Here is a 21,242-nt window from a genome sequence, read left to right as displayed (position 1 = left end):
TTATGACAAAAATGTCATAAAAACAAAGCTTATTACTAATAGATAAAAAATATAAATATCAGTTATTTAAATTGGTTTATTAATGTAAATATTCCTTCATCTTTCATCCTTTATTGACTTTTTTTGTATAAAAAATGAGTACTCTTCAGTTCATATAACAGATTTACTCTTAGTGTAATTATGCTATTTTTGTTACATGGAGTTATCAAAGCTTTGAAACTTGTAATTAAAAGCTTTGAAAGCAACACAGTTTAAACGGTTTAACTCTGTTACTTTTAAAAAAATGTCTTGAAGTTCAAGGAAAGATTAAAATGAAATTAAAACATCTGAGCACTGCAATGATTTTAGCAACGCTGCCTGCAACTGGGGTTTTTGCGGCAGCTTTGGATCGCTCTGGACAATCGATGTCCGCATTTTTACAACCGAATAACTACTTCGAAGCAGGTATCACTATTTTAGATCCAACTGTAGAGGGTAAAGAAGCTGGGGTAAGTGCAACACGTCGTAATATTGACGATATGGGTAATGATTATTATTTCCCAAATGCCGCACTAAAATTACAACTCAACGATAAGTTTTCTTTTGGTTTACTTTACGACCAACCATTTGGAGCGGATGCTGAGTACAGTGGTCAGAATGTCTTTGTTTCTGACCCGTCTAATACTATTTTAGCTCCAGCAGCATTAGATACTATCCGTACAAATACTATTAATACAACTTTTAATAATTTAACAGCAAATCAACGTGTTGGCGCAGCTCTTCAAGCACAAGGGGTTAATTTATCTACTCCAGCAGGTCAAGCACAATTTGCAGCAACGCTAAATGCCTACAATAACGACCCAACGACTAAAGCAGTTATTGATGCTGGTGTAAAACAAGGCGTTGCAGCACAAGTAGATGCAGGTTTAAAGCGAGTCAACGGTTTGCTTGGAACTGGTAATACAAAAGTTAAAGTTGATACTCAAAACTTATCTTTTGTGTTTGGTTTCCAACCAACTCAAAACTGGAATATCTACGCGGGTGGTGTTTATCAAACGATCAAAGGAAATGTAAGTTTACGCGGGCAAGCTTATAGTATTTATAACGGTTATGATGCCGACATTAAAGAAACAGGTGGAGCGGGTTGGTTAGCTGGTGTTGCATATCAAATTCCTGAAATTGCACTTAAAGCTTCTTTAACTTATCGTTCTGAAATTGATCATGACGTAAATATTCGCGAAAAAATCCCTACTCTTCCAGCTTTATCACTTTTAGGACAAGATGCAGCTGCTGCTGCAATTGCGAATAGTTCAGCTGATACAACAATCACGACACCTCAATCAGTAAACTTTGATTTCCAAACAGGTATCATGGCAAATACTGTTGCATTTGCTAACGTACGTTGGGTGAACTGGAAAGATTTCGCGATTCAACCATACAAATTTGGCCAACTTTCACAAGTTGTTGGTCCTCTCGTTGGTCGTCCAAATGGTTTTAACTTAGTTGAATATTCAGACGATCAATGGACAGTGAATGCTGGTGTAGGCCGTAAACTTAACGATAAATGGGCAGGTAATGTCTCTGTAGGTTGGGATTCTGGCGCAGGTAACCCTGTAACTACATTAGGCCCAACAGAAGGTTACTGGAACGTAGGTGTAGGTGTTCAATATAGCCCTACTCCACAAACATTTATTGCTGGTGGTGTGAAATACTTCTGGTTAGGTGATGCTAAAGCACAAACTGGTGCCCAAGCTGGTAGCGATCAATATGTTGCAGAGTTCTCTGACAACAACGCGATCGCGTATGGTTTAAAACTTGGCTATAAATTCTAAGTTTCAAACTCATTCATATAAAAAAGGCGCTTAAAGCGCCTTTTTTATTGTCTATTCTTAAGCGGGAATATTACGCTGCGAAACTGAACGGATTGCTTCTTTCAACGCATCATAGCCATTAATTGCTGGGAACTGTGGAAACTCAGCTATGACATTTGCAGGTGCATCAAACAAGAAGCCATGATCAGCTTCACCGAGCATCGTTGTATCGTTATAAGAGTCACCAGCAGCAATTACACGGAAATTTAAGCCATGAAGCGCTTTAACTGACTCACGCTTTTGATCTGGTTGGCGTAGTTTATAGGCCGTAATCATGCCATTTTCGTCAGTCTCTAATTTATGACAGAAAATTGTTGGCCAGCCTAATTGCTTCATTAAAGGATGAGCAAACTCATAGAAAGTATCGGACAAAATCACCAGTTGGAAATGATTGCTCACCCATTCAACAAACTCTTTGGCGCCTGGCAACGGCCCCATCTCGGCAATGACTTCTTGAATGTCGTTTAGGCCTAAACCATGTTGTTTTAAAATATTCAGACGCTGAGTCATTAAAACATCATAATCTGGAATATCACGAGTTGTTGCTTCTAGTTCTTTAATCCCTGTTTTTTTTGCGAAATTGATCCAGATTTCAGGAACTAAAACCCCTTCAAGATCTAGGCATACGATTTCCATGAATGCTTCCAACGTTGGTTAAAAATTGCTGTATCATACCATTAAGATTTTCAGATTTGCGCTGTTATTGATCAAATCAATTTTATTCATAAGGATCGAACTTAAAGTGCTAAGCAATTTATTCACTATCCTTTAGAATATTTTTCATAACTCAATGCGCCCAAGCCTTTTGCCAGGAACACCCATGACCGTTATTCCGACTATTGATATCGTTGATGCTCTCGCGGCTGAATATGCAGCTAAAAGCCCACGTGAGATTTTAGAACTTGCATTAAGCCAACCAGGTGAAATTGCAATTTCGTTCTCTGGAGCAGAAGATGTAGTCTTAATTGATATGGCTTCACGTTTAGGTAAACCCTTCCGTGTTTTTAGTCTTGATACTGGGCGCCTGCACCCTGAGACTTATCAATTTATTGAAACTGTGCGTAAGCATTACAATATTAATATCGAGATTTGCTTTCCTGAATCTGAAGCTGTGCAAAGCATGGTGAATGAAAAAGGCTTATTTAGTTTCTTTAAAGATGGACACCAAGAATGCTGTGGTATTCGAAAAGTTCAGCCTTTACGTAAAAAGCTTGCGACTTTAGATGGCTGGATTACAGGTCAACGTAAAGATCAAAGTCCTGGTACGCGTACTGAAATTCCTGTAGTACAAGCGGATACAGGCTTCTCTGGCCCAGGCAAGCAACTCATTAAATATAATCCACTTGCAAACTGGTCTAGCGCCGATGTGTGGAGTTACATCCGTATGATGGAAATTCCATACAACCCTCTACACGAGCGTGGTTTTGTTTCTATTGGTTGTGAACCATGTACGCGTCCAGTACTTCCAAACCAACATGAACGTGAAGGACGCTGGTGGTGGGAAGAAGCAACACAAAAAGAATGTGGCTTACATGCAGGCAACTTAAAAAAATAGTCTGGTATAAAAAAACCACTGATGAATCAGTGGTTTTTTTTACAGTTATATCTCGTACACAAAGTCATATTTAATCTGTAATAAACGCTATATACTAAATTTTACGGTTCTATAATTCTAATAAGAGCTCAGTTAAGGGCTTCTTAGAAAAAAGCATGAGGCACAACGAGTTATGCGTCCATTACACCCTATTGATTTTATTTTTCTATCACTAGAAAAACGACAACAACCGATGCATGTTGGCGGATTGTTTTTATTTGAAATTCCTGAAAATGCCCCTGAAACTTTTGTTCGTGATTTAGTAGAAGAAATTCGCCAATCAAAAAGTATTCCTGTCCCACCCTTCAATAACCGCTTGAATGGCTTATTTTGGGATGAAGACGAAGAATTCGATATTGATCACCATTTCCGTCATATTGCCCTGCCTCACCCTGGCCGAATCCGTGAATTACTGGTGTATATTTCACAGCAGCACAGCTCTTTAATTGACCGAGCAAAGCCTCTTTGGACGTGTGACATTATTGAAGGGATCGAAGGAAATCGTTTCGCGATGTACTTTAAGATTCATCATGCCATGGTAGATGGCGTTGCGGGTATGCGCTTAATTGAGAAATCGCTATCAAAGACACCACAAGAAAAACATGTGGTTCCACTTTGGTGTGTAGAAAGTAAAAGAACAAAACGCTTAAAAGTACCAAAGCCGAGTACTAGTAAAATCAAAAGTATTTTAGGAGGCATCAAGTCACAGCTTGAAGTTACTCCGAAAGTCATGCATGAGTTATCACAAACCATTTTTAAAGAAATGGGGAAAAATCCTGACTACGTTTCGACTTTTCAAGCCCCAGTTTCTATTTTAAATCAGCGCGTAAGTGCTTCACGCCGTTTTGCAGCCCAATCTTTCGAGTTAAGTCGCCTTAGAAAGATTTCTAAAGCGCTTGGTGTGACCATCAATGACGTCGTACTTGCTGTATGTTCAGGTGCGCTACGTGAATACCTGATTAGCCATAACAGCTTGCCTAAAAAGCCTCTTATTGCGATGGTGCCCGCTTCACTACGCACAGATGATTCTGACGTGAGTAACCGCATTACGATGATTCTAGCGAATTTGGGGACCCATAAAGTCCAGCCTCTAGAACGACTCGAAATCATTCGTCGTAGTATGCAAAATTCAAAGCAACGCTTTAGCCGTATGACTGCAAACGAGATTTTAAACTATAGCGCTGTGGTTTATGGTCCAGCAGGTCTAAATATCATGTCTGGGTTGCTTCCTAAGCGTCAGGCATTCAATTTAGTCATTTCCAATGTACCAGGCCCACGTGAGCCACTTTATTGGAATGGTGCGAAATTAGATGCGCTCTACCCTGCTTCTATTGTCATGGATGGACAAGCACTCAATATTACGATGACGAGCTATTTAGATAAGCTTGAGGTAGGTTTAACAGCATGTCGAAATGCTTTACCTAAAATGCAAAACCTTTTAACTCATCTTGAAGATGAGATTCAACGTTTTGAAGAAATTATTGAAGAGAAACATCTGAAACATCATTCAGCGAGTTAAAAAATTAAGGGGCTTTGAATTGGCCCCTTATTTTTTGATTGTGCGGCACTGGTTAAGCAACTGATGACATACTGAGCGAATCATTGCAGTTGTGATCGGTACTTCCTTACCTTGGTCATTCAACATATAGCAGCTATTTACTGGCGTGCTTTCTAAAACATGTTTAAGACCGTTGCTAATTAAGTTTTCACTTACATTCATGGGTTATACCTCTTATTGTTTGCTAAGACGTTTTAAATGGGGAGAACGTCTAGGGCTACTGTACGTAAGTAGTATTTAAAATTCATGAATGAAAGTAAAATTTCAGTTGTAACAAGGATTAAGCGATATCTTGTTACAACTTTAACTTAAAATGATATCGTATTGCTCTTGCGTATATAAATTTTCGACCTGAAATTTAATAACTCTGTTGATAAAGTGCTCTAAATCAGCCACTGCAGGGGCTTCTGCAGTTAATAATCGGTCAATCACAGAAGGATGGGCAACAACAGTAAAGCCACTCGTTGACTCAAATGCACGCGTATATCGTAATATCTCTCGAAATATTTCGTAACACACTGTCTCTGCTGTTTTGACAAAACCACGCCCCTGACACGTTGGACACGACTCACATAACAAGTGTTCTAACGATTCACGTGTACGTTTACGTGTCATTTCGACTAAGCCAAGTTCAGACACTTGTGTGATTTTGGTTTTGGCATGATCACGTTCAAGCATTTTTTCAAATTGACGCATCACCTCTTCACGGTGAATCACTTCTTGCATGTCAATAAAATCAATAATGATAATACCACCTAGATTTCGCAATCTAAGCTGACGTGCAATGACTTGAGTCGCTTCCATATTGGTTTTAAAGACAGTGTCTTCAAGACTACGACCACCGACATAAGAGCCTGTATTGACATCAATCGTAGTCATAGCCTCAGTCTGGTCAATCATTAAATAACCACCAGACTTTAGGGCAACACGTGTTTGTAGCGCTTTTTGAATATCTTCTTCAACGTTATAAAGATCAAATAACGGGCGCTCACCTGGGTAATGAATCAGGCGACTTTGCATGTTCGGAACAAATTCATCTACAAACTCACGCAGTTTGCCGTGAATCTCTCTCGAATCGACATAAATCTTTGCAGTTTCTTCACTTGCCAAATCACGAATAATTCGTTGTGGTAGTGGTAGCTCTTCAAAAATTAAAGAAGGAACTGCAACATCAACTTGTTTACGCTGAATATATTCCCACAGTTTACTGAGATAACACATATCCTGAGCAATCTCAGCATCATCTACGCCTTCTGCAGCAGTACGAACAATCACACTACCAGGTAGATTATGCTCTGCCTGAATACCTTCGATGATATTACGTAAGCGTTCGCGCTCTTCTTCAGACTCAATACGCTGTGAAACACCAATATGGTTACCATATGGCATAAGAACTAAATAGCGAGAAGGAATTGAAAGATCTGTACTCAGGCGAGCGCCTTTCGTACCAAGCATATCTTTCATAACCTGAACGGTTAAAATTTGCCCCGGATGAAGTAATTCAAAAACATTAGGTGTTGGCTGTGAACGAGGCCAAACCATATCATTAATATGCAAAAAGGCTGTTCTAGATAAGCCGATATCAACAAAAGCTGCTTGCATGCCTGGAAGCACACGGACAACTTTACCTTTGTAGATATTGCCGACAAGTCCTCGTTTCACTGTACGTTCAACATACAGCTCATTAACAGTTCCATTTTCGATTAATGCCACCCGACACTCCATAGGTGTGACATTAATAAGTAGTTCTTCTGACATACATAAACTCAAAGCATTATAAAATTTTTATTAAAGAGTCAGAGGGACTGTTAATGTAGCTTTGTCCACTATTCATCGACAATGCAATTCAATCAAGAATTATCAACAACCCCTTATGTCTTCACTCTTTTGAATAACTGTGAAAATTCGTACAAAGGAAGCCCTACCACATTACTATAACTTCCTTGAATTTTGGGAATATATTGCGAAGCAATTCCTTGAATTGCATATGCACCGGCCTTCCCTACAGGTTCTCCTGTGGCCCAATAGTCTTCCATATCTTGCGTAGTCATTGATGCAAACTCAACTTGTGTTTGCACTACTTCACTCAAGATTTGCTGCTGTGTCGCAATACAAATTCCGGAAAACACATCATGCCAACGGCCAGATAATAGTTTCCAAATTTCAAAAGCATGCTGTTTTGAGTCAGGTTTACCAATAATCTGACCATCAAGCCCAAGACTTGTATCGGCAGCAATAACAATTGAATCTGGAAAAATATTTAATACGGCTTGAGCTTTTTCTCTTGCCAAACGCTCAACATATTGATGAACCAGCTCACCGTCATGAACAGATTCATCAATATCAGGGCTATAAACTTCAAAATTTAAGCCCAGCTGTTGTAAAAGCTCTCTGCGACGCGGAGAACTGGAAGCTAAAATTAAATGCGCCATTTTGCTAAACAATAGTAAACAACAGGCCAAGTTAAGATGCTTGTTATTAACGGTTGCCAATGTCGAGCAATCGAAAAATGAATGCCGCCCATGGTTTGGGTTACCCACATAAATGCCAAATGAGCAATAATCACTAAAATGGCAATCGTCCATAAATTAACGAAAGTTAAAATTCGACGTTCACGTATTAAAAATCGGGTCACAAAGGTAACAATAACAAAACTTAAGGCATTTAAGCCCAAAGGTGCATCAAGCAAAAGGTCTGTAAAAATTCCCATGCCAAATGCAAACCACACCCCACACCATGTTGGTTGGCAAACGACCCAAAACAACATGATCATAAGCATGAACAATGGACGCCAGCCAGAAATATCGTAGGAAAGCGGGTAAACCATGAGCACAGAACCCACGATAACGGAAAGAATAATTCCCCATAGTGGATCTTTACGCTTCTCACGTTTCAATTTAGCGATCGGCATAAGGTTGCTCCTTCGCTAATGAGTCAGAGAAAAGCACAACCACGTGATGTCCTGTTGCAAGTTGAGCAGCTGGCGTAATATCAATTTCAGCAAATTCACCTGAATTATGCCGACGGATTTTAGCCACCGTACCCACTGCATAGCCTGCTGGGAAATGCTCACCTAAGCCCGAACTTAATACTTTATCACCGACCTGAATATTTGCACTGGTTGGAACGTATTCCATTTTCAAACGACCTAAATCACCAGTTCCCGAAACAATCGCACGCATACCTGTACGCTCTAAACGAACAGAGAGTGAATGCTCTTTGTCAGAAAGTAGCATCACACGTGAACTATGAGGATATACATTGATGATTTGCCCCATAATCCCTTTATCATCCAGAACCGTTTGACCAACCTTAAGGTGATCCATGGAACCACGGTTAATAATGATAATGTGACGTAGCGGATCGGCATCTGTTCCAATTACTTCAGCAATTTCCATACGGCCATCAATAATTAATGGTGTATCGAGTAAACCGCGTAATCGGGTATTTTCAGCAGACAATTCAGACAATTTCTGCAAACGAACCTGAGCCTGTAACAGCTCAGCCTGCATTGCAGTGTTTTCACGGCGCAGTTGTGTTTCAGATTTAGTTTGTTGATTCAGCCATTCTCTCGACAGTACCGGATAGCTTGCAAGCGCATAAATTGGATTATATGCAGCGTACAAGACATCCCTTGCTGGCTGAATTACATAAGGCATGCGCCAATCAAAGAACAGCACAACCAAGCATGTAATGACCGCAATAATGAACGAGCGGAAAGATGGCGGCTGTCTTGAAAAAATATTCGGTTGCACCGCCTAATCCTTAAACTTAACCGACGAAAAGCATGTCATGGTTCGGGTTGTCGAAGAATTCTAATACTTTACCACCACCACGGGTCACACAAGTAAGAGGATCTTCAGCAACAACAACTGGTAAACCAGTTTCTTGCGCTAATAATTTGTCGAGGTTACGAAGTAACGCACCGCCACCTGTCAACACAATACCGCGCTCAGCAATATCAGAAGAGAGTTCAGGAGGAGTTTGTTCAAGAGCAGATTTCACCGCGCTTACAATGCTTTGTAGCGGGTCAGAAATCGCTTGAGTAATTTCGTCAGAAGTTACAGTAATTGCACGAGGTACACCTTCTGCAAGGTTACGACCACGTACTTCAATTTCTAATGTCGTACCATCAGAAACAGCCATACCTACTTCTTTTTTAATGATTTCTGCTGTGGTTTCACCAATTACGCAACCGTGAGCTTTACGAACATAGTTGATGATTTGCTCATCAAATACATCGCCACCAATACGTAAAGAATCGGCATAGACACAACCTTGCAATGAAATAATTGCAATTTCAGTTGTACCACCACCAACATCCACAACCATAGAACCACATGCTTGTTCAACTGGCATACCAGCACCAATTGCAGCAGCCATTGGCTCTTCAATTAAGCGCACATCACGGGCACCCGCATTAAATACGGCTTCACGAATTGCACGGCGCTCGACCAAAGTTGATTTACATGGTACACATACAACTACACGAGGTGCAGGTGGGAACAAACGTTTTTCGTGAACTTTACCAATGAACTGATTCAGCATGGTTTCAGTCACTTCAAAGTCTGCAATTACACCGTCTTTCATTGGACGAATTGCAGAAATATTTGCAGGCGTACGGCCTAACATTTGTTTCGCATCCAGCCCTACAGCAGCAACAATTTTTTGTGAACCACTGTGACGAATTGCCACAACTGTTGGTTCATTTAATATAATGCCGCGGCCTGGTGCATAAATAAGTGTATTTGCTGTACCTAAATCAATGGCTAGATCCGGCGAAAACAAGCCAATTAGTCGTTTTAGAATCACGGTTCGTTCTCAGTTAAACTTTCATGTGGATGCAAGGTGGCAACTTTAAACTAAATGTGATGATTTGAACAAGTCAATCGCTTATTATAACGCACGATATTTTGAAAATTTTTAATACTGATTAGGTGATGTTATGTCTACATCGGATGCACAGCATTCAGCAGATTTAAATGCACAAACAGTTTCAGCAATCGCCAATCTTGCTCGATTGTCGCTCAATGATACGCAATCTGCTGAATATGCTCAAAGTCTAAATAAAATTTTAGGCATGATGGAAACCTTAAAAGGCATTGATACGGAAGGCGTAGAACCTTTGAAGAGTCCTTTTGACAATCCTCAACCTTTACGTGCTGATGTGGTAACTGAAAGCAATCATCGAGATGAATACCAAGCTGTTGCACCTGCAACTCAAGATGGTTTGTATCTTGTTCCTCGCGTGATTGAATAACTTTTAGTCAATTAATCCATCTTCCCAATTTTGAATGTAAAGAAATTTTACTCATGACTGATTTACATCGCTTATCAATTCGTGAACTTGCTGAAGGCTTAAGCCAAGCGAAGTTTTCATCTCGCGAATTGACTGAACACTATTTAAAACGTATTGCTAAAATTGACCCACTGGTAAAAAGCTACGTGACGGTTACGCCTGAGCAAGCACTTGCTGAAGCCGACGCAGCTGATGCAGCTTTAAAAGCGGGTAATGCAACTGCTTTAACGGGTATTCCACTTGCGCATAAAGATATCTTTTGTACCAAAGGCATTAAAACCACTGCCGGTTCAAAAATATTAGACAACTTCATCTCTCCTTACGATGCAACTGTTGTTGAAAAAACTAAAGCAGCTGGTCTTGTCACTTTAGGTAAAGTGAACATGGATGAGTTTGCGATGGGTTCAACCTCTGAAAGCTCATATGTTGGTGCAACGAGTAACCCATGGGCGCTTGACCACGTTCCTGGTGGTTCATCAGGTGGCTCTGCTGCGGCTGTAGCAGCTGATTTAGCACCTTTCGCTACGGGTACTGATACAGGTGGCTCAATTCGTCAACCTGCCTCTTTCTGTGGCTTAACAGGCTTAAAACCAACCTATGGTCGTGTATCTCGCTTTGGTATCATTGCTTATGCATCATCTTTAGACCAGGCAGGTCCAATGGCACGCTCTGCTGAAGACTGTGCTTACCTCATGAATGTAATCGCAGGTCATGATGCAAAAGACTCAACTTCGGTTAAAAAAGAAGTTGATGATTACGTTGCAAATTTAAATGGCACATCTGTAAAAGGTTTACGCATTGGTATTCCTAAACAGTACTTTAACGTTGCAGGCTTAGATGCAGACGTAAAAGCACGTGTTGAAGAGTCTTTGAAAAAGCTTGAAGAAATGGGTGCTACGCTTGTTGAGATTGGTCTCAACATGACTGAAGCGTATGTACCAACGTATTACCTCATTGCCCCAGCAGAAGCATCATCTAACTTATCTCGTTACGATGGCGTTCGTTACGGCTACCGCTGTGAAAATCCAGCAGACTTGATGGATCTCTATAAGCGTTCTCGTTCAGAAGGCTTTGGTCCAGAAGTTCAACGTCGTATTTTGATTGGTACATACGCGCTTTCTGCAGGTTATTACGATGCTTACTATGTGAAAGCACAAAAAGTACGTCGTTTAATTCAACAAGACTTCTTAAAAGCATTTGAAAATGTAGATGTGATTGCGGCTCCTGCTGCTCCAACAACTGCATATAAAATTGGTGCGAACTTAAGTCCAACTGAAATGTATTTAGGCGATATCTATACACTTGCAGTGAACTTAGCAGGCTTACCAGCGATTAATGCTCCTGTTGGTTTTGATAAAGACAGCTTACCTGTAGGCTTACAATTAATTGGTAACTATTGGTCAGAATCACAATTGTTGTCGATTGTCCATCAATACCAACAAAACACCGATTTCCATACTCAACGTGCGGCAATTGCTGAGGAGAATGCATAATGGCTGAAGCTCAAAAGTTGAAATTGATTGACGGTTGGGAAGTCGTTATTGGTATCGAGATTCACACTCAGCTTGCAACCAATTCTAAAATTTTCTCAGGTTCATCAACTGAATTTGGTCAAGATCCAAATACTCAAGCGAGCCTAGTAGATTTGGCTATGCCGGGTGTATTGCCTGTTTTAAATGAAAAAGTAGTTGATCTTGCTATTCGCTTTGGTTTGGGTATCGATGCTTACATCGACCAAGCTTCAGTATTTGCGCGTAAAAACTACTTCTACCCTGACTCACCAAAAGGCTATCAAATTAGTCAAATGGACAATCCGATTGTGGGCTTGGGTCACATTGACATTCAGCTTGAAGATGGTACGACTAAACGTATTGGCGTAACTCGTGCTCACCTTGAAGAAGATGCGGGTAAATCTGTACACGATCAATTTGAAGGCATGTCTGGCATTGACTTAAACCGTGCCGGTACTCCTTTGCTTGAAATCGTTTCTGAACCGGACATGCGCTCGGTTGAAGAAGCTGTTGCTTATATTAAAGCGATTCACACACTAGTACGTTGGTTAGGTATTTCTGACGGTAACATGGCAGAAGGTTCATTCCGTGCCGACTGTAACGTGTCTTTACGTCGCCCTGGTCAACCGTTTGGTACACGCTGTGAGCTTAAAAACCTCAACTCATTCCGTTTCATTGAGCAAGCGATCAATGTTGAAATTGAACGCCAAATGGAAATTTTAGAATACGGCGGAAGTATCGACCAAGAAACACGTTTGTTCGATCCAAACAAAATGGAAACGCGCTCTATGCGTTCTAAAGAAGAAGCGAACGATTACCGCTACTTCCCAGATCCAGATTTGTTACCAGTGATTATTGCAGATGAGCAAATCGAAGCTGCTCGCGCTGCTCTCCCAGAGCTTCCTGCCGCACGTCGTGCACGCTTTATCGCAGACTTTGGTGTAACTGAGTACGATGCACATGTACTTACGCTCTCACGCGAAATGGCAGACTTCTATGAAGCTGTTGTGGCTGCTGCTGGCGGTGCGAAGCAAGGTAAAGTATCTGCAAACTGGGTAATGGGCGAATTCTCTGGTGCTTTAAACAAAGCAGGCCTAGATTTGGCTGACTCACCTGTTTCTGCTGAACAGCTTGGCGGCATGATTGCACGTATTGTTGACAACACCATTAGCGGTAAGATTGCAAAACAAGTCTTTGGCTTTATGTGGGAATCGGAAGGTAAATCTGCCGACGACATTATTGCGGAAAAAGGCTTAAAGCAAGAAACCGACACAGGTGCAATTGAAGCGATCATTAAAGAAGTACTTGCAGCCAATGAAAAAATGGTTGAAGAGTACAAGTCTGGTAAAGAGAAAGCCTTTAACGGTCTTGTTGGTCAAGTCATGAAAGCTTCTAAGGGTAAAGCCAACCCTGCTCAAGTAAATGAATTAATGAAAAAGTTAATTGGTTAAGCCAATCTAGCTTTTAGATAAAAACCCGCTTTAGAGCGGGTTTTTATCTATTTCAAAAACTCAATCAATCCAAAATAATTTTTAAACTAAAACCATTCTGATAGGTTATCCATGACAAATAAATTACTTATTACTGCTTCTTTATTGTTAATAAACTCGACACTTTTTGCTCAAACGGTTCAAGTCCCAAAGAGTGAAGTAGCATCTATTTTTAAAGCTGCAAATTTCAAAAAAACAAAACATGGCTGGAAAGGTAACTGTGATACTGGTGAAATTATCATTTATAAAGATTTAAATGGCGATGGCTATAAAGATGCGGTTATTCAAGATAGTAGCACTATGTGTTATGGCAATACGGGTGTTGGCTATTATATAGTTTCACAGCAAAAAGATGGTCAATGGAAAAAACTATTTAGCGACTCTGGCATTCCCACCTTTTTGAAAACTAAAGGCAAAGATGGCTGGCCTGATATTGAAAATGGGGGAACAGGCTTCTGTTTTCCTATTTATCGATGGAATGGTAAGGAATACACCCTTAACCGTCGTGAATATGAAGGTAAAGCTTGTGAGTTATAAAAATCAGACCCCATAAATTTAAAAGCCTCTATTTATCGAGGCTTTTTTTATATCACTTACGAAACACTCTTCGACTAAAGAATGAGCTTTTTCCTAAAAATCACACTACCGTTATGCTAATTTAAATTAAAAATAGAAATCACTTATATTTTAAAAAGAGGGATAAATCATGTCTAAAAAGATTTTAATGTTAGTCGGTGACTATGCTGAAGACTATGAAACTATGGTTCCATTTCAGTTCTTAACAGGTTTAGGTTATACCGTGCATGCTGTTTGCCCAAATAAAAAGAACGGTGACCATATTGCGACAGCTATTCATGATTTTGAAGGCGAACAAACTTATAGCGAAAAACGAGGCCACAACTTTGCAATTAACTATGATTTTGATGCCGTTAATACCGAAGACTATGTAGGCCTAGTCATTCCGGGTGGTCGAGCACCAGAGTATTTACGCATGAATGAACGTGTTGTCGAAATTGTACGTGAGTTCGATCGAGTGAAAAAACCAATTGCAGCCGTATGCCATGGCGCTCAGTTACTCGCAGCGGCTGACATTTTAAAAGGCCGCCTCTGTTCTGCTTATCCAGCATGTGCTGTCGAAGTAAAACTCGCAGGTGGTCAATATGCATATATTGCTGTAACTGATGCTGTTACAGATGGACATTTGGTGACTGCTCCAGCTTGGCCTGCACATCCAGCTTGGTTAGCTCAATTTGTGAAAGTTTTAGGGGCTACAATTACGATCTAAAGAGATCTCTTTATCCCAAATACAATAAAGCCTGCTCTTAGATAGCAGGCTTTATTACTAAAATAGAAAACTAGATTTTTATCTTGTAATCCCTAATTTATTCCAAATTTCTGGTGTTAAAAACGTCGTCACTAATTTATTTAAATCGATATAACGCAATGTACCTTGTAACTGCTGTTTAACAGCTGGGTCTTTAACAATATCTTCACCAGCACTTTGACCTAACTGTTGGAAAGCTTCTCCAACTGCCTTAACACCTTCTGCCTTAATCACAGCTTTAGTTTGGGTAGAACATTGCTCCACAATCACCCGTTGTAAAACTTGAGCCAGTTTTTGATCTAACTGATCTTTTTGCTCAGGCGTTACATTACTAAATGCTTTTAGATCGGGATGAGCTGCTAAAGCCGTAAATGTCCACTGAAGCACTGTAGTTTTATCTGAAGCTGTTGTCGCTTTAACAAGACAATCACTGAGCTGATCGACCGTTGGACCCGCCATTGCAATTTGTGTTGTGCCCAGTACAGCCGCCGCCACACATATTGAACGACTCAGATGTGAAAACTTATGGCGAGCAATAGCGTAAAGATGACGTGACATAGGTCTAGCTCCAATAAACAATCTGTTCTTTTTATCACAGAGTCACCAAAGTTACCTGTTATGACTCTGTAACTGTAAAATACTTACTTTACGACTGATTCAATACGATCAAGCTCCCACACCCCACCTGCGGCCAAGCCTTTGCACATACCCGTCCACATATCCTTAGTATGCACAAAACTCTTGCCATCCCAGACCCATTCTTCACTTGCCCAACAATCTCCAATACCTCGTCCCTTTTGAGAACTGCTGATCATACCGCTATCGAAATCTGAAGCGGACTCGGTCACAAAAGTTGCTTTACCATTTAAAGACTCATCGAGTACCCAAGCTCCATACCCTTCGTTATAAGCCCCTCTCCAACACAATGTAGTCGCCAGAACTTTTTGATTGGTTAATTTATATAGGTCAATTTCTTGTGGTTCAGCTCCATCACTATTACCGCCATAAACGCCTTCACAAAAGCCGTCTTCTTTCGGATTCGGTTTAGCTGCCATCAGGCTACGGTATATTGTTTGGTACTGTTTATTTTTTGGCTGTAAAGTTAAGTAAGGTTTAGTTGCCGTTTTAATACGTTTTACAACTAGTTTTGGTTCAGGCATCAGCACTTGATTTTCATTGGCACTGCCCTTTTTGACTAAAGCACCAACGGTCCCAATACGCTTCTGAAAATCATCCATTTTTAATAACACAGCAGTCATACCAGCATCAGAAATTTTCCATTCATGTTGCGCATTTTTAAATACAATTTCAGTTTTCTGTTTAGACTGCTGCAGTACAGCATTGGCTTGTGAACTAGTTAATTTACCCATAATTGGCAGCTCAGTACCATCTACAGCCACAAGCCCTAAGTCTTTGCCATTGATATAAAAATGGATATTTTTAAGCTGATTTGCAGGCATGCTTTGTTCATAGTCAGACAAAGCAAACTCAACTTGCACAGATTGTTTTGGCCCTGCTTTACGCGTTATTAAAATTGAAGCTGGATTATCACCATTGTCTTCATTTTGATAGCCAGCAGCCTTACAAGTACCTGTATTACTACAATAGATTTCCCATTCTTGATGAGAAAATGAAATGCCTTTAATATCTTGAGCAAAACTATAAGAACTTATTGCTGCTAAACAGCAAATTGAAAGTATATTTTTCATTTTTCCATATCTCTATAAATCTGTTTTTATTATGAAATTAAAAACAGTTTTCAATTTTGAACTACCTTATAGTTTAAAAGAATATGTTAGATTTATATAAGATTTTAAATTGATTACTTTCTAAAAATGAAAAAATTAAATTTTTTATTATGCACGGCATTGGTCAGTCTCACTTCAACTGCTTATGCAGAAGTAAAAAGCTTTACTCCTCTTTTTCCAAAGTTTGATAGCTCTGCTGCAACCCGCAAAGCAGATAATCAGTTCTACAAGCTTGGAGAAGCAAATTTTTTAAACGGCGTTACAGTCCCTTTTTATGGCGTTACTGCACAAAACCCAATGGAAGATGGTTTACTTAAAGATTTTAAAAAATGCACACCTAAAAGCTGTAATTTTAATTTTAAACTCGATGCTCAACATGCCAAACAACTCAAGCTTCTTGCATTACCTGAAATAGGATTAGTACTGGTTCCACGTAACTGGCAAGATGTAGAAGCAAATGCAGGTGCGAATGGAACTGGTTTTGCTTTAGCAATGAGTCCAGATCAAAAACAAGCGATAGAGCTTTATGACTCTTCTTTTTGCGTTGGGTGTGGATTACCAAATGCAACGCTGTATTTTCCTGAACTTTTAAAAGAAAGTGTTGAAGATGATTTTGGCGGTTTTAAAGACCCTAAAAAACTCATTAACATCGTTCATCCCTCAAAAAAAGTGGCTTTTTTTAGTTATCAAATTCCACAAATGAACAATAAAACGCATGGTATTGCCAAATATTATGATGAGGACACGTTCAACTACAAAGAGATTCAAGTCACCTTAGATAAATCTCAGCAATCATTAGTTGGTCCTATTCTTAATTTTTATAATGCAACTCATTAAATATTTGTACCTATAAAAAAACCCGCTTTCGCGGGTTTTCATTTATTTATGCAATATTGATTCAAAAGCTTTTAAACGCTTGTAAATCGAAAGTAACTCAATAATGGTTTTCCATGAACTAATTAAATATTGGAATGATTCACGAACCTTATCAAATACACCACCAATTTGGTTAATTAAGCCTAACGTCATCTTCCCACTCGCAATTGCAGGGAATAAGACCACTAGACTATATAAAATGTCTAATTGCTTATACCAAGTTGCTACCAAGTTAAAGTAAGCATAATGAAAATAGAGACGGAAATAGTTTGTACGGACTCGACTGAAAAGCTCTTTTAAAGTAGCTGGTTTTGCACGGTCGACATGATCTTCACCATAAACCAATTCTTTACGATAAGCTGCTTCTACTTTTTGATTGTTAAATTGTAGACCAGGCAATTTAATACCAACAACCATTAATAAAATGGTACCAAAAGCAGCCCATACAATTGCAGCCCATACCAAAGAGTGGTTTAACTCACCAACAATTGGTAAAACAGGAACGTGTTTAGAGAGCTGAAATAAAATAGGTAAAAATGCAATTAAAATCATCACAGCTTTTACCAGTTCAACACCTAAGTCCTCCATAATAGTCGCAAAACGCATGGTGTCTTCTTGTACACGCTGCGAAGCACCTTCAATATGGCGAAGCTTTTCCCAATGTTCCGTGTAGTATTCATTCATTGCCGTACGCCAACGAAATACATAGTGACTTGTAAAAAAAGCATTAATGACAGCTAAGGTTACAGCGACCATTGCAATATAAAGAAAAACTAGAGTTTCACTGTATAGTGCAGAGAGATCTCCACCTCCATCAGAAAGCATTTTTTGAATTAAGTCCCAAAACGGTACATACCATGCATTAATGGCAACACTGACCTGAACACCAAACCAGATGTTAAATAGAATAAAAGCAGAACCCCAAATGGACCATCTTTGCCAAGGATTATTGGAAACAATTTTCCAAAAACCAGCAAACAATGCTGTAGAGACTAAAAACCAGACATAAAACCATAAGAAAGTTGGAGACCAAAAACGGCTAACACCAACAGGTAATTGAGCTTGATGATAGCCTTGAGCAAAGCCGATAAAAGTTCCCCATGTGTTTCCACCTGTGTACCAGAGCACCATATTTAGTGCGATCCAAATAACCGCCGATATAAAGAAATATCGTGGTGACGGAAAAAATGATTTGAACATTGAGTGTTGTTATCCCTATATTTCTTCAAATTTGCAATGAAGAGAATACTAAAACCTAAACCTTAAAATTGTGAAGGGCAAAGTTTAGAGAATTGTCAGTTTTTCCCATTTCATTGAAGGATTTGATCGTTTTTTTGTAAATTCATCCTTTTTGCAATTTAATCCATTTAAATTGCTTCGTATATGACTCCCTTAAGAGCCATATACGGCTTTTATATCATAGCGATATCTGTGTTTAAATCTCTTCTTTACGAACAATATAACCTTCAAGCTGCATGGCCTGAATTAAAGGCTCCAGATCTGGAGCACTTTTTAACTCGACATCAACACTGACCGCACTTTCTTTGGCACGACTTGTGGCAGCAAAGCGTTCATGGCGCAGTTCGTAAATGTTACCGCCTTGCTCAGCAATAATTGCTGTTAAACGCGCTAAAGCACCCGGATTATCTGGTAATTCAACACGAATACGAACCATACGTCCTGTACGCGTTAAATGACGCTGTAATACGGAAACCATCACTCGTGTATCAATATTACCCCCAGATAAAACAACCCCGACTTTATGACCTAAAAATAGATCTGGTCGAGACATAATTGCAGCGATACCTGTCGCCCCTGCTCCTTCGCACACTGTTTTCTCAATGTTAAGTAACAGCGCAATCGCTTCTTCAATCATGTCTTCAGTGACAACGACAATGTCATCAACGTATTCTTTAGCGACTTGAGTCGTCAGCTCACCCGGAGTTTTAACCGCAATACCTTCAGCTACGGTTGAACCTAAGGAAACCGCAATTTGATAGTTACAAAGCAATTTCGCCATGCTTGGGTAAACCACCGACTGAACCCCGATGACCTTAATTTTAGGATTTATCGATTTTGCTGCAATCGCAATACCAGAAATGAGACCACCACCACCAATAGGAACCACTAATATGTCCAAATCAGGCACGGCACCTAGCATTTCAAGCGCGATAGTACCTTGACCAGCAATAATTTCAGCATCATCAAAAGGATGAATAATGGTTAATGATTCTTCTTGAGCGACACGGTGCATTTCAGCAGCAGCTTCCGAGAAGTCCTGTCCATGCAAAATTACACGTGCACCGTATTCACGTACTCGTTGTACCTTCACATTGGGGGTCGACTTAGGCATGACAATGGTTGCTGTTACGCCTGTACGCTGAGCATGATAAGCAACCCCTTGTGCATGGTTCCCCGCTGAAGCAGCGATTACACCATGTTGCTTTTCTTGTTCAGATAAACTCAAGAGTTTATTCAATGCGCCTCTTTCTTTAAAAGAAGCCGTAAATTGTAGATTTTCAAATTTCAGCCACATTTCTGCCCCTAGGGTTTTAGAAATGGTTTCTGAAAAAACAAAAGGTGTTTTAACCACTAAACCATCTAAACGCTCTGCAGCGGCATGTATATCTTCTAATGTTGGAAACTCATGTTTTACCTGTTGCTGAATCATCTAATTAATCGGCCTCAATACGTTACAAATCAATTATTTTTTGAAAATAGCATGAATTTCTCATATCTGTCATGAGTAGTTTTCAGCATAGCTCCACTATACAAAATTTTTTGTCAGCACATACAAATCTTTTATTTTTCAACAAAAAAGCCCTTCTCGGGCTTTTATTTAATTTTCATATACTTGCTTATAACTTATTTTGACTGGGCACTTAAACCATCGGTAGAAAGATTCTGTTCAGCTATTTTTTCATCAATTGCAAACTGAATATCAGACAGTTTTGCATTTGCTGCATCTATACCAGCTCTCATGGTTGCTTCACGGCCTTTCACATCAAAAATATGGGCTTTTTCTCTTAAATCCGGTTGAATCACGACATCTGCATATTGAAGTTCTTCAGCAGCTAAACGCCCTTGCATAATATTAATATTCTGGTTAAATAGCCCCCATACATTCGAGGTTTCCGTATAAATCGGTTGAGCTAAAATATCGACAGCAATAATAACATCTGCACCTAAGTCACGGGCGACTTCAACAGGCACTGGACTGACTAAACCGCCATCTACATATTCAGATTTACCAATTTTAGTGGGTATAAACATACTTGGAATTGAAGCAGATGCTCTAACAGCTTGCCCAGTATTGCCATAGTTAAATACGGTTTTTGTACCATGCTTGAGCTCTGTTGCAACCACATACATCGGTATTTTCATTTTTTCGAGCGGCAAGTTATTTACTTGTTGGTTTACATAGTCTTCAACTTTTTTGCCATCAAAAAAACCTTTTAAACCGATACTAATGTCACGAACATCGGCCGCTTTCATTTTCAATGCGGTATCGCGCAGTTCATCAGGTGTTTTTCCACTCGCATAAATTGCCCCAACAATACTGCCTGCACTGGTTCCAACAATAAAATCCGGACGAATACCATGCTGCTCTAAAACTTCAATCACGCCGATATGTGCATAACCTCGGGCGCCACCACTACCTAACACCAACGCAACAACTGGTTTTTTATGTTGTTTCTTGAGTTGGGCAAAAGGCTGATCAACAAAACGTGAGTATGCCTCTGCCGTTTGCGGTTTTAAGGCAGACAAGTGTGAGGTGGTCTGGCATCCTGCCAACACCATAGAAAGTCCGAGAATCCACAATTTAAGCTGTTTCATGGCCCATCTTTGCACTATGACGTTAATTTTCGAATTGCAATTTTAGTTGCTCGTTTTGTGAAAAGCTGTAGTGAATTTATTTAATTTGTCATGTTTAAATTTTATACTCAAGTGTTTTTATGCATCATAAAAAAAGCCCCTTATTTCTAAGGGGC

Annotated in this window: 21 protein-coding genes; 9 read left to right on the top strand and 12 right to left on the bottom strand. The window is 39.7% G+C overall.

Annotation, left to right across the window (positions count from 1 at the left end):
- The first annotated feature begins 311 nt into the window (after positions 1-311).
- A complete protein-coding gene (locus tag ACG59Z_RS13575; RefSeq protein WP_263614489.1) occupies positions 312-1,811 on the top strand; it encodes an outer membrane protein transport protein in 1,500 nt (499 codons plus the stop codon).
- Positions 1,812-1,868: 57 nt separating this feature from the next.
- Here ACG59Z_RS13575 and thrH read toward each other — a convergent pair whose 3' ends face one another.
- A complete protein-coding gene (gene thrH / locus ACG59Z_RS13570; protein WP_002051289.1) occupies positions 1,869-2,486 on the bottom strand; it encodes a bifunctional phosphoserine phosphatase/homoserine phosphotransferase ThrH in 618 nt (205 codons plus the stop codon).
- Between the two features lie 184 nt (positions 2,487-2,670).
- On the opposite strand from thrH, the gene ACG59Z_RS13565 reads away from it, so the two are divergent.
- Positions 2,671-3,405 (top strand): phosphoadenylyl-sulfate reductase, encoded by a 735-nt coding sequence (locus ACG59Z_RS13565; RefSeq protein ID WP_400199812.1) that lies wholly within the window; start codon positions 2,671-2,673, stop codon positions 3,403-3,405.
- Positions 3,406-3,577: 172 nt separating this feature from the next.
- Positions 3,578-4,963, top strand: coding sequence for a wax ester/triacylglycerol synthase family O-acyltransferase (locus ACG59Z_RS13560; RefSeq protein ID WP_400199811.1), 1,386 nt, complete (start codon positions 3,578-3,580; stop codon positions 4,961-4,963).
- A gap of 27 nt (positions 4,964-4,990) precedes the next feature.
- On the opposite strand, the gene ACG59Z_RS13555 is transcribed toward ACG59Z_RS13560, so the two are convergent.
- The 6 genes from ACG59Z_RS13555 to ACG59Z_RS13530 all read right to left on the bottom strand — a co-directional run bounded on the left by ACG59Z_RS13555 (position 4,991) and on the right by ACG59Z_RS13530 (position 9,814).
- Positions 4,991-5,164 (bottom strand): PA1571 family protein, encoded by a 174-nt coding sequence (locus ACG59Z_RS13555; protein WP_002116397.1) that lies wholly within the window; start codon positions 5,162-5,164, stop codon positions 4,991-4,993.
- A 141-nt stretch (positions 5,165-5,305) separates the two neighbouring features.
- The gene (rng, locus tag ACG59Z_RS13550; RefSeq protein WP_396481166.1) at positions 5,306-6,760 is read right to left on the bottom strand and encodes a ribonuclease G; all 1,455 of its coding nucleotides are present in this window, start codon (positions 6,758-6,760) and stop codon (positions 5,306-5,308) included.
- 113 nt (positions 6,761-6,873) lie between these two features.
- Positions 6,874-7,434, bottom strand: coding sequence for a Maf-like protein (locus ACG59Z_RS13545; RefSeq protein ID WP_263614492.1), 561 nt, complete (start codon positions 7,432-7,434; stop codon positions 6,874-6,876).
- Positions 7,422-7,913 carry a rod shape-determining protein MreD gene (mreD, locus tag ACG59Z_RS13540; RefSeq protein ID WP_002051447.1) on the bottom strand — a complete coding sequence of 164 codons (492 nt, stop codon included), beginning with the start codon at positions 7,911-7,913 and terminating at the stop codon, positions 7,422-7,424. The genes ACG59Z_RS13545 and mreD overlap by 13 nt, the downstream gene beginning before the upstream one ends.
- Positions 7,900-8,757, bottom strand: a complete 858-nt coding sequence (mreC, locus tag ACG59Z_RS13535; protein ID WP_002051136.1) for a rod shape-determining protein MreC — start codon at positions 8,755-8,757, stop codon at positions 7,900-7,902. Before mreC ends, mreD begins: the two co-directional genes overlap by 14 nt.
- A gap of 16 nt (positions 8,758-8,773) precedes the next feature.
- The gene (locus ACG59Z_RS13530; RefSeq protein ID WP_000601379.1) at positions 8,774-9,814 is read right to left on the bottom strand and encodes a rod shape-determining protein; all 1,041 of its coding nucleotides are present in this window, start codon (positions 9,812-9,814) and stop codon (positions 8,774-8,776) included.
- Positions 9,815-9,947: 133 nt separating this feature from the next.
- On the opposite strand from ACG59Z_RS13530, the gene gatC reads away from it, so the two are divergent.
- The 5 genes from gatC to ACG59Z_RS13505 all read left to right on the top strand — a co-directional run bounded on the left by gatC (position 9,948) and on the right by ACG59Z_RS13505 (position 14,587).
- A complete protein-coding gene (gene gatC / locus ACG59Z_RS13525) occupies positions 9,948-10,262 on the top strand; it encodes an Asp-tRNA(Asn)/Glu-tRNA(Gln) amidotransferase subunit GatC (protein ID WP_000107699.1) in 315 nt (104 codons plus the stop codon).
- A 53-nt stretch (positions 10,263-10,315) separates the two neighbouring features.
- Entirely contained in the window at positions 10,316-11,794 is a 1,479-nt protein-coding gene (gene gatA, locus ACG59Z_RS13520; protein ID WP_400199810.1) for an Asp-tRNA(Asn)/Glu-tRNA(Gln) amidotransferase subunit GatA, read from the top strand.
- Positions 11,794-13,263, top strand: coding sequence for an Asp-tRNA(Asn)/Glu-tRNA(Gln) amidotransferase subunit GatB (gene gatB, locus ACG59Z_RS13515; RefSeq protein ID WP_000796643.1), 1,470 nt, complete (start codon positions 11,794-11,796; stop codon positions 13,261-13,263). Before gatA ends, gatB begins: the two co-directional genes overlap by 1 nt.
- Before the next feature lie 111 nt (positions 13,264-13,374).
- Positions 13,375-13,839: a hypothetical protein gene (locus ACG59Z_RS13510; RefSeq protein ID WP_114270221.1), complete on the top strand. Its 465-nt coding sequence runs from the start codon at positions 13,375-13,377 to the stop codon at positions 13,837-13,839.
- Positions 13,840-14,008: 169 nt separating this feature from the next.
- Positions 14,009-14,587 (top strand): DJ-1/PfpI family protein, encoded by a 579-nt coding sequence (locus ACG59Z_RS13505; protein WP_400199809.1) that lies wholly within the window; start codon positions 14,009-14,011, stop codon positions 14,585-14,587.
- Positions 14,588-14,665: 78 nt separating this feature from the next.
- Here ACG59Z_RS13505 and ACG59Z_RS13500 read toward each other — a convergent pair whose 3' ends face one another.
- Entirely contained in the window at positions 14,666-15,184 is a 519-nt protein-coding gene (locus tag ACG59Z_RS13500; protein WP_004705802.1) for a hypothetical protein, read from the bottom strand.
- 83 nt (positions 15,185-15,267) lie between these two features.
- The gene (locus tag ACG59Z_RS13495) at positions 15,268-16,335 is read right to left on the bottom strand and encodes a DUF1176 domain-containing protein (protein ID WP_400199808.1); all 1,068 of its coding nucleotides are present in this window, start codon (positions 16,333-16,335) and stop codon (positions 15,268-15,270) included.
- A gap of 126 nt (positions 16,336-16,461) precedes the next feature.
- Between ACG59Z_RS13495 and ACG59Z_RS13490 the strand changes: the two genes are divergently transcribed.
- The gene (locus ACG59Z_RS13490) at positions 16,462-17,211 is read left to right on the top strand and encodes a DUF4850 domain-containing protein (RefSeq protein WP_400199807.1); all 750 of its coding nucleotides are present in this window, start codon (positions 16,462-16,464) and stop codon (positions 17,209-17,211) included.
- A 42-nt stretch (positions 17,212-17,253) separates the two neighbouring features.
- Here ACG59Z_RS13490 and sbmA read toward each other — a convergent pair whose 3' ends face one another.
- The 3 genes from sbmA to ACG59Z_RS13475 form a co-directional block, all read right to left on the bottom strand.
- Positions 17,254-18,450: a peptide antibiotic transporter SbmA gene (sbmA, locus tag ACG59Z_RS13485; protein ID WP_263614498.1), complete on the bottom strand. Its 1,197-nt coding sequence runs from the start codon at positions 18,448-18,450 to the stop codon at positions 17,254-17,256.
- A 235-nt stretch (positions 18,451-18,685) separates the two neighbouring features.
- A complete protein-coding gene (locus ACG59Z_RS13480) occupies positions 18,686-19,921 on the bottom strand; it encodes a threonine ammonia-lyase (RefSeq protein ID WP_087606030.1) in 1,236 nt (411 codons plus the stop codon).
- 194 nt (positions 19,922-20,115) lie between these two features.
- Positions 20,116-21,087: a patatin-like phospholipase family protein gene (locus ACG59Z_RS13475; protein ID WP_400199806.1), complete on the bottom strand. Its 972-nt coding sequence runs from the start codon at positions 21,085-21,087 to the stop codon at positions 20,116-20,118.
- Positions 21,088-21,242: the final 155 nt, after the last annotated feature.

The sequence above is a fragment of the Acinetobacter sp. ABJ_C1_1 genome (assembly GCF_044684115.1).
Classification (GTDB): domain Bacteria; phylum Pseudomonadota; class Gammaproteobacteria; order Pseudomonadales; family Moraxellaceae; genus Acinetobacter; species Acinetobacter nosocomialis_A.
This window is presented reverse-complemented; position numbering and strand designations above follow the sequence as displayed.

Excerpts from the sequence above, each read along its gene's own strand:
- ACG59Z_RS13575 (WP_263614489.1), top strand. The coding sequence starts at position 312 with ATGAAATTAAAACATCTGAGCACTGCAATGATTTTAGCAACGCTGCCT.
- thrH (WP_002051289.1), bottom strand. The coding sequence starts at position 2,486 with ATGGAAATCGTATGCCTAGATCTTGAAGGGGTTTTAGTTCCTGAAATC.
- ACG59Z_RS13565 (WP_400199812.1), top strand. The coding sequence starts at position 2,671 with ATGACCGTTATTCCGACTATTGATATCGTTGATGCTCTCGCGGCTGAA.
- ACG59Z_RS13560 (WP_400199811.1), top strand. The coding sequence starts at position 3,578 with ATGCGTCCATTACACCCTATTGATTTTATTTTTCTATCACTAGAAAAA.
- ACG59Z_RS13555 (WP_002116397.1), bottom strand. The coding sequence starts at position 5,164 with ATGAATGTAAGTGAAAACTTAATTAGCAACGGTCTTAAACATGTTTTA.
- rng (WP_396481166.1), bottom strand. The coding sequence starts at position 6,760 with ATGTCAGAAGAACTACTTATTAATGTCACACCTATGGAGTGTCGGGTG.
- ACG59Z_RS13545 (WP_263614492.1), bottom strand. The coding sequence starts at position 7,434 with ATGGCGCATTTAATTTTAGCTTCCAGTTCTCCGCGTCGCAGAGAGCTT.
- mreD (WP_002051447.1), bottom strand. The coding sequence starts at position 7,913 with ATGCCGATCGCTAAATTGAAACGTGAGAAGCGTAAAGATCCACTATGG.
- gatC (WP_000107699.1), top strand. The coding sequence starts at position 9,948 with ATGTCTACATCGGATGCACAGCATTCAGCAGATTTAAATGCACAAACA.
- gatA (WP_400199810.1), top strand. The coding sequence starts at position 10,316 with ATGACTGATTTACATCGCTTATCAATTCGTGAACTTGCTGAAGGCTTA.
- gatB (WP_000796643.1), top strand. The coding sequence starts at position 11,794 with ATGGCTGAAGCTCAAAAGTTGAAATTGATTGACGGTTGGGAAGTCGTT.
- ACG59Z_RS13510 (WP_114270221.1), top strand. The coding sequence starts at position 13,375 with ATGACAAATAAATTACTTATTACTGCTTCTTTATTGTTAATAAACTCG.
- ACG59Z_RS13505 (WP_400199809.1), top strand. The coding sequence starts at position 14,009 with ATGTCTAAAAAGATTTTAATGTTAGTCGGTGACTATGCTGAAGACTAT.
- ACG59Z_RS13500 (WP_004705802.1), bottom strand. The coding sequence starts at position 15,184 with ATGTCACGTCATCTTTACGCTATTGCTCGCCATAAGTTTTCACATCTG.
- ACG59Z_RS13495 (WP_400199808.1), bottom strand. The coding sequence starts at position 16,335 with ATGAAAAATATACTTTCAATTTGCTGTTTAGCAGCAATAAGTTCTTAT.
- ACG59Z_RS13490 (WP_400199807.1), top strand. The coding sequence starts at position 16,462 with ATGAAAAAATTAAATTTTTTATTATGCACGGCATTGGTCAGTCTCACT.
- sbmA (WP_263614498.1), bottom strand. The coding sequence starts at position 18,450 with ATGTTCAAATCATTTTTTCCGTCACCACGATATTTCTTTATATCGGCG.
- ACG59Z_RS13480 (WP_087606030.1), bottom strand. The coding sequence starts at position 19,921 with ATGATTCAGCAACAGGTAAAACATGAGTTTCCAACATTAGAAGATATA.
- ACG59Z_RS13475 (WP_400199806.1), bottom strand. The coding sequence starts at position 21,087 with ATGAAACAGCTTAAATTGTGGATTCTCGGACTTTCTATGGTGTTGGCA.